Here is a 12,924-nt window from a genome sequence, read left to right as displayed (position 1 = left end):
TGGAGCGGTCCGATAATCGCAGGTGAACGCCGTGAGTGCAGCGGTCTGGGAGTGTTCCGAGCCGGACGTTGTGCAGTCGTTACGGGGCTGCCGCCCCACCCGTTATGGATTCGGCACGGAGAATGTGTCGCCACCGGTGCGGGTGGGGGGCCGTATTCGGCTTCCTCCGGTCGGATGACGTGCGCGGACGGTCGGTCGGCGCTGTTCCGGGGCGTGTCGGTTGGGGGTGGCGAGCAGCCGGTTTGTTGTCATGGCCGCGATGAGATGGGCTCGAAGGGGTGCCGAAAGGCCGAAATTCACCCCTGCGAGTGACGTCGGTTTTCCGAGGCATCGAGTTGTCCACAGGATTTCAGAACTCTCTGGCGGGGATTTCCCGCGAAGCGCACTCTCAACGCGCGCCGGTCGATTCCGTACGGTGCATCGGCGAGAACGGAGAGTGCACTGTGAACGAGATGCAGGTGACGATCGTCGGCATTGTCGCGACGGAGGTGAGCTACGGCGAAACGGGCAGCGGGGTGCCGATGGCCAAGTTCCGGCTCGGCTGCACCGAGCGCCGGTACGACCGGCAGCGCGAGTGCTGGGCGGACGGTGAGACGCAGTGGCTGACGGTGACGGCCTGGCGGGGGCTCGCGGTCAATCTGATCGGTTCGCTCGCCAAGGGGGATCCGGTGTTGGTGAGCGGTCGGCTGCGGCTGCGGGAGTGGGTCGACGGCGAGGTGAAGCGCACCGGGGCCGAGATCGACGCCCGATCGGTCGGACACGACCTCACCCGTGGTACCTCGGCGTTCCGTTGGGCGGCGGGGGTGCGCGGGCAGCCGCCGGGCGCCACCGGACCGGGCGGGGTGCAGGCCGGGGCAGGGGTGGTGCCGGGGTGGATCGCGGACGCGCTGGAGGCGCGGAAGGCCTTGGCGGTGGTCTCGGCGCCGCGCCCGCCGGAGCCCTCGCCGCCGGCGCGGCCGGTGTCGGACGGGGCGTCGGAGGCGGAGGTGGGGGAGCGGGGCAGGGTGGCCGAGGGGCAGCGGGGAGGTGGCGAGCAGGCTGCGCTGATCTGACGGGTCGATGACCTTAACTGTCGACAAATATGTTGATCGAGACTGTTGTTGCGCCCGCATGCGCAATCTCGCCCGGATAGCGAAAAGTCGCGAGGAGATTCTGGCTGATCGTCAGCTTGTGTCGAAACTGAGGGGGTTGATAACGATCCAGATACGGAATCGTCCTGATTTCGCATGGGGGTTTCGGGGCCTGCGGGGCTCAATAGGATTCGTCTGGTTCATACCCGCAGCAGCGCCACAGGGGGCGCGCGCGGCACGGCAAGTCGGCGGGCTGTCCATCGGTGCGGCCCGGCCCCGGAGGGATCCCAGATGTTCCAGAGGCAGGTGCGGAGTCTCCCCCGCATAACCACTGTCATGCTCACGACCAGCCTGGTGTTGGGCGGGGGCCTGTTCGCGGCCGGTGCGGCGGCCGCGGCGGACACCCCGGGTGCGGGCGTCAAGGCCGTCCTCCAGAACACGATGGTGGGCGAGAAGATCGACGTCGAGGGCAAGGGGACCGTCGACGGCGGTCTGTTCACCCTCAAGACGTCCAACGGCGAGATCCAGACCTACTGCATCGACTTCGACAACCCGGTCTACCTGGACAGCGCCGCGAAGTACCAGGAGTCGGACTGGAAGTCGAGCTCCCTCGGCGGCAAGAACAAGGTCGAGGCGGCCTCCAAGATCCGCTGGATCCTGGAGAACTCCTACCCGCAGGTCAAGGACCTGACGGCGCTCGGCAAGACCGTCGGCGTCGACGGCCTGACCGCCGAGGACGCCGCCGCGGGCACCCAGGCCGCGATCTGGAAGTTCTCGGACAACAAGAACGCCACCCCGCGCAACGCCAAGGCCAAGAAGCTGCGCGACTACCTGCTCAGCGACGCCAACAAGGGCATCGCCGCCGAGCCCAACCCCTCGTTGACGCTCAACCCGGACTCCGTCTCCGGCAAGTCCGGCAACAAGCTCGGCCCCTTCACGCTCAAGTCCAGCGCCGCCGAGGTGAAGCTCACCGTCACCGGTGACGCCGCCGACAAGGTCAAGGTGGTGGACAAGGACGGCAAGCCGGTCGGCGCCACCCTGACCGGTCCGATCAAGGAGACCCAGCTGTTCCTGGACGTGCCGGCCGGCACCCCGGACGGCTCCGTCGCCCTGGCCGCCGCCGCCGACACCGTCGTGCCCAGCGGCCGGGTCTTCCTCAGCGAGGGCTACGACCCGAAGCGGCACAGCCAGAGCATGATCCTGGCCGGCTCCAGCAAGCTCAGCGTCTCCGCCGGCGCCAAGGCCACCTGGAAGCAGGGCCAGGGCGCGCTGGTCGACAGCACCGCCCAGGTCGAGTGCGAGAACAACGGCGTGCGCGTCACCGTCACCAACGGCGGTGACGAGGCCGCCACCGTCACGGTCAAGCCGGGCAAGCAGCTGACCGTCCAGCCGGGCAAGACCGAGAACGTGCTCGTCCCGGTCGCCGAGAAGGCCGCCTACGACATCAACGTCACCGGCCCGAACGGCTTCGCCAAGGAGTTCAAGGGCGTCCTGGACTGCAAGACCGGCGTGACCCCGCCGACCTCCGGCCCGTCGACCCCGGCCGCGAGCGGCACCCCGAGTGGCACCCCGAGCACCGCGCCGACCGGCACCCCGAGTGGCACCCCGAGCCAGACCGGCACCCCGTCGGCCGGCGCCAGCACCGCCGCCGCTGCGCACCCGAGCCCGGCCGCGACCAGCTCCGCCCCGGGCACCGGTGGCCTGGCCCAGACCGGTGCCAGTGACTCGACCCCGATCCTCGCCGCCGTCGCCGGTGGCCTGGTCCTGGCCGGTGGCGCCGCGGTCTTCGTCCTGCGCCGCCGTGGCCGCCACGGTCGCACCGCCGCCTGAACCGCCCCGCAGGCCCGGAGGCGCTGACCTCCTGAGGCCCTGACGGCACCCGGCCCGGCCCCCGCATCCGCTGCGGGGGCCGGGCCTTCGCCGTTCAACCCCGTGCTGCGGATACCCCCGTGGGGCACACCGGGCGTTCGGGGCCCCCGGCCGGGTGCGGCACAATGGAAGGCTGCAAGCCGAATACTCCCGACGACGCCGGAGCGATCTCACGTGGCGGAATACATCTACACGATGCGCAAGGTGCGCAAGGCGCACGGAGACAAGGTCATCCTTGACGACGTGACGCTCAGCTTCCTCCCCGGGGCGAAGATCGGCGTCGTGGGCCCCAACGGCGCGGGCAAGTCCACCGTGCTGAAGATGATGGCCGGCCTGGAGCACCCCTCCAACGGCGACGCCTTCCTCTCGCCCGGTTTCACCGTCGGCATGCTGCTCCAGGAGCCGCCGCTCGACGAGACCAAGACCGTCCTGGAGAACGTCGAGGACGGCGTCAAGGAGATCAAGGGGAAGCTCAACCGCTTCAACGAGATCGCCGAGCTGATGGCGACCGACTACTCGGACGCCCTGCTGGACGAGATGGGCAAGCTCCAGGAGGACCTGGACCACGCCAACGCGTGGGACCTGGAGGCCCAGCTGGAGCAGGCCATGGACGCCCTGGGCTGCCCGCCCGGCGACTGGCCGGTCACCAAGCTCTCCGGTGGCGAGAAGCGCCGCGTGGCGCTCTGCAAGCTGCTGCTGGAGTCCCCCGACCTGCTGCTGCTCGACGAGCCCACCAACCACCTGGACGCCGAGTCGGTGAACTGGCTGGAGCAGCACCTGGCCAAGTACCCCGGCACCGTCGTCGCCGTCACCCACGACCGGTACTTCCTGGACAACGTGGCCGGCTGGATCCTGGAGCTCGACCGCGGCCGCGCCATCGGCTACGAGGGCAACTACTCCACCTACCTGGAGTCCAAGCAGTCCCGCCTCAAGGTCGAGGGCCAGAAGGACGCCAAGCGCGCCAAGCGGCTCCGCGAGGAGCTGGAGTGGGTCCGCTCCAACGCCAAGGGCCGCCAGGCGAAGTCCAAGGCCCGTCTGGCCCGCTACGAGGAGATGGCGGCCGAGGCGGACAAGATGCGGAAGCTGGACTTCGAGGAGATCCAGATCCCGCCGGGCCCGCGTCTGGGCAGCATCGTCATCGAGGTGGAGAACCTCTCCAAGGCCTTCGGCGAGAAGATCCTGATCGACGACCTCAGCTTCACTCTGCCGCGCAACGGCATCGTCGGCATCATCGGCCCCAACGGTGCCGGCAAGACCACGCTGTTCAAGATGCTCCAGGACATGGAGACCCCGGACTCCGGCATGGTCAAGGTCGGCGACACCGTCAAGATCAGCTACGTCGACCAGAGCCGCGCCAACATCGACCCGAAGAAGACCCTCTGGGAGGTCGTCTCCGACGGTCTGGACTGGATCAACGTCGGCCAGGTCGAGATGCCGTCCCGCGCCTACGTGTCGGCCTTCGGCTTCAAGGGCCCGGACCAGCAGAAGCCGGCCGGCGTGCTGTCCGGCGGTGAGCGCAACCGCCTGAACCTGGCGCTCACCCTCAAGCAGGGCGGCAACCTGCTGCTCCTCGACGAGCCCACCAACGACCTCGACGTCGAGACGCTCTCCTCGCTGGAGAACGCCCTGCTGGAGTTCCCCGGCTGCGCCGTGGTCATCTCCCACGACCGCTGGTTCCTGGACCGGGTGGCCACCCACATCCTCGCCTACGAGGGCGAGAGCAAGTGGTTCTGGTTCGAGGGCAACTTCGAGTCGTACGAGAAGAACAAGATCGAGCGGCTCGGCGCCGACGCGGCCCGCCCGCACCGGGCCACGTACAAGAAGCTGACCCGCGGCTGACACCCAGCCGTCACGGCGGCCCGGCAGACTGCCCCTCGGGGCGGCCTGCCGGCCGCCGGCCCGCCGCCACCGCACGGCGGCGGGCGACCGGACGTCGAGGAGAACACCTGTGGCCCGCCACATCTACGCCTGCCCGCTGCGCTGGTCCGACATGGACGCGTTCGGCCACGTCAACAACGTGGTCTTCCTGCGCTACCTGGAGGAGGCCCGGATCGACTTCATGTTCACCCAGGCCGCCGAGGCCGGGGCGGGGGAGTTCGCGGGCGGCTCGGTGGTGGCCCGCCACGAGATCGACTACAAGCGCCCGCTGGTGCACCGGCCGGAGCCGGTCACCGTCGAGACCAGGGTGACCCGCATCGGCGGCGCCTCGCTGACCGTGTCCTACGAGATCAAGGACGTCGCCGAGGACGGCACCGAGACGGTGTACGTCCAGGCGTCCACCGTGGTCGTGCCCTACGACCTGGCGGAGGGCCGGCCGCGCCGGATCTCGCCCGTGGAGCGGGAGTTCCTGTCCCGTTTCATGGACGAGGAGCCCGCCGTAGTCGCCGCCTGAGCACCCACCTCCGACGATTCGAGCTGACCCGCGTTGACCATCACCGCCCGCCTCGCCCTCACCGACGCCGGGGAGGCCGCCGACCTCTCCGCGTTCCTGCTGCGCCTGCTGCGCTTCGACAAGGCGGCGGCCGTCCGGTTGCAGGCGGTGGCCCCGGCCGGGGAGGACGGCGTGCTGGCGGTCTTCGGCCGGCTGCCGCTGGGCGGTTCGGGCGCGCTGGCGATCCGCACCGCCCGGCTGACCGGGCCGGCCGAGCCGACCGATCTGACGGTCTCGGCGGGCCAGTTGCTGGACGGCGTGGACGCCGGGACGGGTGCCGTCGCGCTGCCCGCCCCGGTGACTGGACCGGCCTGGGCCGGGCTGCTGCCGCCGCGCACCGGCTGGCGGCCGGTCGGGGCGCCGCCGGCGGCCGAGGTGTACCCCGAACTGATGGCCGGGGTGCGGGAGTTCCGTGAGCGCAGCGAGGCCGTCCCGGCGCAGCACCGCGGCCGTGCGGTGCTGGACGCGCTGGCCGACGAGATCTGGTCCCGCCCGGTCTCCGTGCTGCCGGAGCTGCCGCTGCGGGCGGTGCACGCGGCGTACGTGATCGGCTTCCTGAAGCCCGGGGCCCCGCTCACCGTGCACCGGGCGGGCGGCTGGCTGCGGCTGAGCGCCCCGGCCGGTTCGGTGGCGGTCCGGACGGTGGCCGCGCCCGGCGCGGGGCTGGGGCTCAGCCCGCTCCGCTAGGCCGGGGATCAGCCCGGGGTGTTGATCATCGAGGCGGCGGCGTAGGTGAGGTAGTCCCAGAGCTGCCGCTCGGCCTCGGCGGGCAGGGCCAGGTCGTCCACGGCCGCCCGCATGTTCCTGAGCCAGGCGTCGTGCGCGGCGCGGTCGACCTTGAACGGCACGTGCCGCATCCGCAGCCGGGGGTGGCCGCGCTGCTCGCTGTAGGTGCGCGGGCCGCCCCAGTACTGCATCAGGAACAGGGTCATCCGCTCCTCGGCCGGGCCGAGGTCCTCCTCGGGGTACATCGGCCGGAGCAACTCGTCCTCGGCGATGCCCTGGTAGAACCGGTGGACCAGTCGCCGGAAGGTCGGTTCGCCGCCGACCTGGTCGAAGAAGGTCTCCTCGCTGAACGTTCCTCGCCGGATCTCTTTCACCCGACCATGGTCGCAGACGCCGACGGGGTCGTACACCGGGACCAAAGGCGTACGACCCCGCAGGGCGTGTGTCGGGGCTCAGGCGACCGGGGCGGCGGTCACACGTCCTCCCACTTGAACAGCTTCCAGGAGATGCCGGTCAGCACGGCCGCGAAGAGCAGCAGTCCGCCCATGGTGGGCAGGGCGTCCATGACGCCGCCGCCGCGGGTCAGTACCGACTGGGCGGCCGTCACCAGGTAGCGCAGCGGCATGACCTTGGAGATGGTCTCCAGCCAGCCGGGCGCGCTGTCCAGCGGGATGAACGCGCCGGACAGGAAGGACATCGGCAGCACGATGATCTGCGAGATGCCGTTGGCCGCCTCCTCGGTCTTGGCGACCGAACCGGCCAGCAGGCCGATCGACATGAAGGCGAGCGTCGCGCAGGCCACCAGCGGGATGACCAGCCACCAGTTGCCGGTGAGTTTGAGCCCGAAGAAGCTCGTGGCGACCGCCAGGAAGACGGTGGTCTGGAGGAGCGAGGTCAGCAGCGAGACCAGGATCCTGGAGCTGATGACCGTGCCCGCACTCACCGGGGCCAGCCGCAGCCGGCGCAGCACCTTGCTCTTGCGCCACCCGACCAGGGTCAGTGCGGCACCGAACACCGCGCCGGTGGCGACGGCCCAGCCGAGCAGGCCGGGGGTGAGGAACTGGATCGGCTTGAGCGACTGGTCCTCGACCTGCTGGGCGTCCAGCACGTAGGCCGGCTTCTGGCCGGTGGCGGCCTGGTTGGCGCTCTGGACCACCGAGTTGACGATGCCCCGCAGCGCGCCGGCGCGGACGGTGTCGGCGGCGCTGAAGCGCAGCTCGACCTTGCCGTCCGGACCCTGCTCGATCATCGCGTCGAAGTCGCCCTTGCGGACCTTCTCCAGCGTGGCGGCCGCGTCGTCGGTCCTGGTGATGGTGAGGACCTTGTCCAGGTCGGCCCGGCCCTCGCCCTGGATCGAGTCGAACAGCTTCACCGCGCCGACCTGCGCCACCTTGGCGTGCGGGCTGCTGGAGCCCTTGCCCACGGTGCCGAAGAACACCAGGAACACCAGCGGGAAGAGCAGGATGAAGAAGGTCGCGGTGCGGTCGCGCTTCATGCCGAGCAGCATCGCGCGGGACAGGCTCCAGAACGCGCTGACCCGCTCCCGCTCGGCGCTCGCGCCGCCGCTCGGACCGTCGCTCCGGGCGGGGGTCTTCGGCTCGGTGGACGTGCTGGCGGTCATGCGCGGTACTCCCGTCCGGTCAGCTGGAGGAAGACGTCCTCCAGGGTGGCGCCGCGCACTTCGAGGCCGCGCAGCGCGTTCTGCTCGGCCAGGACGCTCAGGACCGGGGCCGGGAGGCGGGTGGAGACGGAGAGCGAGACGCTGTCGTCCTCCAGGGCGGCGATGTCGGCGCCGGCCGCGGTGAGCAGGTCCCGGGCGCGTTCGACGGACAGCTGGCCGGACGCGACGCTGATCCGGACGGTGTCGTCGATCTCGCGGATCAGCGTCGCCGGGGCGCCGGTGTGCAGGATCTTCCCGTGGTCCATGATCGAGACCCGGTCGCAGAGCACCTCGGCCTCGTCCAGGTAGTGGGTGGTCAGGACGACCGTGCGGCCCTCGCCGTTGATGTCCCGCAGGAGGTCCCAGAGGTTGCGCCGGGCCTGCGGGTCGAGGCCGGTGGTGGGCTCGTCCAGGAAGACGATCTCCGGGTCGTGGGCCAGCGCGCAGGCGATCGACAGGCGCTGCGCCTGACCGCCGGACATCTGGTCGGTCATGACGTCGGCCTTGTCGGTCAGGCCGACCCGCTCCAGCATCGCGTCGGCCCGCTTGGGGCCGACCCCGTAGAACGACGCGAAGGTGCGGATGGTCTCCCGGGCCGTCAGTTTCCGGAAGAAGGCGGAGGCCTGGAACTGCACGCCGATGCGCGGCAGCAGTTTCGGATTGCGCGGCCAGGGAGCCATCCCCAGCAGCTCGACCCGGCCCTCGTCCGGCTTGCGGACGCCTTCCAGGATCTCCATCGTGGTGGTCTTCCCGGCGCCGTTGGGGCCCAGGATTCCATAGAATTCGCCGGCCTCGACGGTGAGGGACACCCCGTCGACGGCCTGCACGTCCCCGTACCGCTGACGGATGCCGTCGGCGGATATAGCTGCAGTCATGTGGCCTGAGCCTAGGGCTTGCGGAGGGCCCTGTGCACGTCGGTGACGACGAATTTGTGGATTGTCCGAGGGATCGGGAACAAGCCGGGCCGGGCGGAAGTTGAATTCCACCCGGCCCGGCCGGAGTTGTTGCCGACGGTCTTTCAGGCGCGGTGCACCGTGATCGTCGTCCAGGCGCCGATGTGGATCCGGTCGCCGTCGTTCAGCGGCACGGCGGTGTGCGGGGCGATCGGCTCCGCGCCGCCGTTCACGGTGGTGCCGTTGGTCGAGTCCTGGTCCACCAGGACCCAGCTGCCGTCCGCCTGTTCGGCGAGCAGCGCGTGCTGGTGCGAGGCGCCCGGGTCCTCCGGCGGCACCGACAGGTCGATCTCCGGCACGGTGCCGCGGTGCTGGCTGCGCCGCCCGATCCGCAGCTGGCCGCGGCCGGTCAGCGGGATGCGCCGCTCGGGGCAGTACGGCGGGAAGAACAGCCCGGCCGCCTCGGGGCCGCTGCGGGCCATCATCTCGGTGAAGTACTCGCGGTCGGCCGAGACCACCGCGATCCAGTTGGCCCGGAGCGGCTCCGCAGGGGCCGCCGGCTGTGGCTGCTGAGGCGGGGGCTGCTGCTGATGCGGCGGGGCGAGGTGGAACGAGGTGCCGAAGTCGCCGCCGCGGTTGTTGGGGCCGGGGGGCTCGGCGTACACCGGGCCGGAGTCCTCGCGGACGGGGGCCTCGGGGAACGCCCCCTCCGGCGTGGGCCCCTCCGGCCCGTTGGCGGGCAAGGAGGGAGGGTAGCCGTAGGTGTGCGCGGGCGCGGCGGCCTGCTGCGGGTGCTGGGCGTGCTGCGGCTGCGGCTGCTGCGGGACGGGTAGCTGGCCGTACGGCGGGTGGCCGTACGGAGACTGGGCGGCCGGAGGCTGGGCGGTGGGCGGCTGGGCGGCCGGCGCGCCGCCGTACGCCGCCGGGATGTTCAGCGGCGGCTGGGCCTGGCCGCCGTACGCCGGGCCGCCGACGGGCGGCGGCTGGCGGCGCGAGGGGGTGGAGAGCTCGTAGTCGTACCCGCACTCCTCGCAGAACCGTCCGGTCTGCGGGCTGCGGCAGATCGGGCAGACCGTCAGGCCCTCGGTCAGGTTGGGGTAGCCCTGGGCCGGTGGCGGCGGCATCGCGCCGGGCTGTGGCGGGACGTTCCCCGGCGGCACCGGCGGAGGCGACAGCGGCGCGCCGTAGGGCGTACCGCGGTGGTCCGGGTGCTGGGACTGCTCGAACGAGCCGGGCGCCTCGGGCGCCGGGTGGGAGCCGTACGCCCCCGGGTGGGTCCCGTGGGCTCCCTGGTGGGCTCCGGGCGGCGGCGGGGCCGGCGGAGTCATCGGGAAGCCGCAGAAGTCGCACCAGTCCTCGGCCTGCGACTCGTGGCCCCTCGGGCAGATCGGCATCAGTTCCCCCTCACATCGAGCCGGCTTGGGGCGGCGTCGCACCGGGTCGTCGGCCCGGTCACGTCTTCAGCGGTCACTTCTTCACACGCACCGTCTTGGTCGACCGGGTCTCAAGGGTCATCGAGTCGGCCTCGCTCACGTTCTTACGGAACCGAACCGTACCCTCCTTCGGGTCCACCACGTCCACCACCTTCTGCAGCAGTTTGTAGGTGCCCTCGTTGCCGGTCGCGTGTGCGATCCGGACGGCGGCGCCCAGCTTGGAGGTGGCGGTGTCGACGTCCCCGGCCCGGTGGGCCTCCAGGCCCTCCTGGATGGAGGAGGCCAGCTCGGCCTGCCCGGTGTAGTGGGCGACCTGCGGGCTGATCCGGGTGGAGGAGGCCAGGTCGTCGGTCCACACCGCCTTGACCAGGCCCTGGGAGAGCACCTCGGGGGTGCCGCTGCCGACCTGCGGGGGCAGCACCAGGCTGATCCGGGCGGCGAGCATCTCGTTGCCGATGGAGGCGGCCGGGACCTCGACGCAGACGTGGTAGTCGCGGCTCTCGTCGCCCCAGGAGCCGGTGGGGTAGTCGCCGGCCCGGGGGCCGGCCTCGGCGCGCCGGGCGGTGAGGTCCTCGACCGCGGGGGCGACCTGCTTGACGAACTTGACCGCGGCGTTGGCCGGGGTCCAGATCCGCAGCGCGACGTCGGCGACCTGCTTGCCCATGGCGCCGGCCATCATCGAGCGGAAGTCCTCGGCCAGGCCGGAGGGTTCGGCGACGATGTCGACGGTGCCGAGCAGCGCCGAGGAGATCTTGCGCAGCTCGTCGATCCGCCAGTCGGTGCCGACGCCGCGGCAGTCGGCGGTGAAGTGTCCGGTGACCCGCTCGATGGCGCGTTCCAGGTCGACCGCCGACTCGTGCTCGTTGTTGCCGTCGGTGAGCAGGACGGCGTGCCGGATGGCGATGTCGCGGCGGGTCAGGAAGAGCTTGTCGGCCTTGGCCAGCCAGGTGCCCATCGCGGTGCCGCCGGCGGCGGTGAGGCGGCGCAGGGACTCCTTGGCGTGGCCGCGGGTGGTGGCGGAGGCGGTGGCGAGGGTGCCGTCGCCGGGGTAGATGTCGCGGGCCTCGTGGGTGCCGGCGACCACGGCGAAGGCGGTGCCGTCGCGCAGCGCGTCGATGGCGGCGGCGGTGGCCTCGCGGGCACCGTTGATCTTGGTCTTGGGGTAGTCCATCGAGCCCGAGCAGTCCACCAGGATCACCACGGCCGCGGCGGTGTCGGCGCTCTGCGGGCCGCCCGCGTCGGCGATGCCGAGCGGGCGGCCGCCGGAGGTGCCGCCGCCGGTCGCGGTGACCGTGACGATGGCGTTGACCTCGCGGGCGCCGTCGGCAAGGTACTCGTTCTGGAAGATCTCCACGTCGAACCTGGGCAGGTTCGGCTTCGCCAGTGTTGCCATGGGCCGGTGGCTCCCGTCGGAAGGGTCGTCGGTACGGATCGGTCGGTGGGGGCCGGCCGCGTCGGGGGCGGGCCGGCGGACCGGGTGGCCGCCGGGGTCGGCCCCGGGCGGGCGGCGTCCGGTCAGGCCGTCGGCGGGTGCGGCGGCTGCGGGGGGACGGCGGGTGCGGTCGGCGGTGCGGCGGGCGGTGCGGGCGGTGCCGGCGGGGCGGTGGGGGGCAGCGGGGCGGCGGGGGAGCCGATCACCGGGAGGTCCGGCAGGGTCGGCTCGTAGTCCTCGTCCTCCTCGGCGGCCCTCCTGGCACCCGCCGCGGTGATCAGCGGCAGGTCGAGCGCGGTGGCGGTCCGGGGGTCGTCCTCGTCCTCGCCCTGGTCCTCGGCACCGACACCGGCGCCTGCGGCCGGCGGGTCGATCGGCAGGACGGCGACGGTGATGTTGTCGTGGCCGCCGGCGGCGACCGCGAACTTCACCAGGGTCTGCGCCGCCGCGAGCGGTTCGGTGCGGGCGTCCGGCCGGACGAAGTACGCCAGGTCGGTGGCGGCCTCGGCGTAGTTCCACAGTCCGTCGGTGCAGATCAGCAGCACCCCGGGGACGTGCGGCGTGAAGTCGAGGGTGTGCGGGACGACCTCCTCGGCGTCGGCGCCGAGCCACCCGGTGATCGCGTGGGCGCGCGGGTCGGCGTACGCCTCGGCCTCGCTCATCAGCCCGGCCTCGACCATCCGGGCCGCCCAGGAGTCGTCCTGGGTGAGCCGGAAGGGCTCGGCGCCGGCGCGGTCGTCCGGGATCCAGTAGGCGCGGGTGTCGCCGACCCAGCCGATGGTGATCCGGCCGCCGGAGGCTATGGCGCTGACGTAGGTGCAGGCGGGTGCGTTGAGGTCGGGCCGGGCGGGCCCGGGGCCGGCCTGGGCGAGGTCGGCGACGGCCCCGGCGGCGTCGGCGATGGCCTGGCGCATGGCGGCGGTGGGTTCGCGGCCCGCCTCCAGGGCGCTCAGCAGCGACTCGGAGGCGGCGTCGACGGCGGTCTCGGAGGCCTCGTCCGGCCGGTCGGAGGAGGAGACGCCGTCGCAGACCACGGCGACCACGACGGGCTCGCCGCCGGGCAGCGAGGTGGCGGCGATGGTGAAGGAGTCCTCGTTGCGGTGGTGGCGCAGGCCGCGGTCGCTGACCCCGGCGACGCCCGCGAGGGACTTCTCCATGTGGTCGCGCGGGCGCGGCTGGGCGCCGCCGCAGGCCTCGCAGTAGCCGTCCGCGGTGACCTGCGGCAGCCCGCAGTGCGCGCAGACCGGCCCGTGCTGGGGCGGGGCGCCCTCGGCCCGGGCGGCGGCCCAGTTCGCGGGCATCGCGCCCGGGGCGGCCCGGCCGTCCCGGCTGGCGCCGCAGGCGCCGCAGTAGGCGTCCTCCGGTTCCAGCGGTTCGGAACAGCTCGGGCACACGGTCTGCTGCGGCATC

11 protein-coding genes are annotated in these 12,924 nt (G+C 72.1%); 5 read left to right on the top strand and 6 right to left on the bottom strand.

The annotated features are described in order from the left end of the window. The first annotated feature begins 308 nt into the window (after window positions 1-308). From AB0R04_RS28735 to AB0R04_RS28715, 5 genes are all read left to right on the top strand, one after another. A complete protein-coding gene (locus AB0R04_RS28735) occupies window positions 309-1,052 on the top strand; it encodes a single-stranded DNA-binding protein (protein WP_363376296.1) in 744 nt (247 codons plus the stop codon). A 354-nt stretch (window positions 1,053-1,406) separates the two neighbouring features. Continuing rightward, window positions 1,407-2,900, top strand: a complete 1,494-nt coding sequence (locus AB0R04_RS28730; RefSeq protein WP_363376294.1) for a Cys-Gln thioester bond-forming surface protein — start codon at window positions 1,407-1,409, stop codon at window positions 2,898-2,900. Between the two features lie 213 nt (window positions 2,901-3,113). Next, the gene (gene ettA / locus AB0R04_RS28725) at window positions 3,114-4,778 is read left to right on the top strand and encodes an energy-dependent translational throttle protein EttA (RefSeq protein ID WP_363376291.1); all 1,665 of its coding nucleotides are present in this window, start codon (window positions 3,114-3,116) and stop codon (window positions 4,776-4,778) included. A 109-nt stretch (window positions 4,779-4,887) separates the two neighbouring features. After that, the gene (locus AB0R04_RS28720) at window positions 4,888-5,331 is read left to right on the top strand and encodes a thioesterase family protein (protein ID WP_063349408.1); all 444 of its coding nucleotides are present in this window, start codon (window positions 4,888-4,890) and stop codon (window positions 5,329-5,331) included. 33 nt (window positions 5,332-5,364) lie between these two features. Beyond that, window positions 5,365-6,057, top strand: a complete 693-nt coding sequence (locus tag AB0R04_RS28715; protein WP_063349409.1) for a hypothetical protein — start codon at window positions 5,365-5,367, stop codon at window positions 6,055-6,057. Between the two features lie 8 nt (window positions 6,058-6,065). Here AB0R04_RS28715 and AB0R04_RS28710 read toward each other — a convergent pair whose 3' ends face one another. From AB0R04_RS28710 to AB0R04_RS28685, 6 genes are all read right to left on the bottom strand, one after another. Next, window positions 6,066-6,470: a globin gene (locus AB0R04_RS28710; protein ID WP_063351424.1), complete on the bottom strand. Its 405-nt coding sequence runs from the start codon at window positions 6,468-6,470 to the stop codon at window positions 6,066-6,068. A 98-nt stretch (window positions 6,471-6,568) separates the two neighbouring features. After that, a complete protein-coding gene (locus tag AB0R04_RS28705; RefSeq protein ID WP_363376287.1) occupies window positions 6,569-7,717 on the bottom strand; it encodes an ABC transporter permease in 1,149 nt (382 codons plus the stop codon). After that, a complete protein-coding gene (locus AB0R04_RS28700) occupies window positions 7,714-8,631 on the bottom strand; it encodes an ABC transporter ATP-binding protein (protein ID WP_363376284.1) in 918 nt (305 codons plus the stop codon). Before AB0R04_RS28700 ends, AB0R04_RS28705 begins: the two co-directional genes overlap by 4 nt. Window positions 8,632-8,774: 143 nt before the next feature. Further along, a complete protein-coding gene (locus AB0R04_RS28695) occupies window positions 8,775-10,043 on the bottom strand; it encodes an FHA domain-containing protein (protein ID WP_363376281.1) in 1,269 nt (422 codons plus the stop codon). A gap of 73 nt (window positions 10,044-10,116) precedes the next feature. Continuing rightward, window positions 10,117-11,475: a VWA domain-containing protein gene (locus tag AB0R04_RS28690; RefSeq protein WP_063349411.1), complete on the bottom strand. Its 1,359-nt coding sequence runs from the start codon at window positions 11,473-11,475 to the stop codon at window positions 10,117-10,119. 122 nt (window positions 11,476-11,597) lie between these two features. Next, window positions 11,598-12,923, bottom strand: a complete 1,326-nt coding sequence (locus AB0R04_RS28685) for a protein phosphatase 2C domain-containing protein (protein ID WP_363376278.1) — start codon at window positions 12,921-12,923, stop codon at window positions 11,598-11,600. Window position 12,924 lies beyond the last annotated feature (1 nt).

This window comes from Kitasatospora sp. NPDC056731 (assembly GCF_040687675.1).
In the GTDB taxonomy this organism is placed as follows: domain Bacteria; phylum Actinomycetota; class Actinomycetes; order Streptomycetales; family Streptomycetaceae; genus Kitasatospora.
This window is presented reverse-complemented; position numbering and strand designations above follow the sequence as displayed.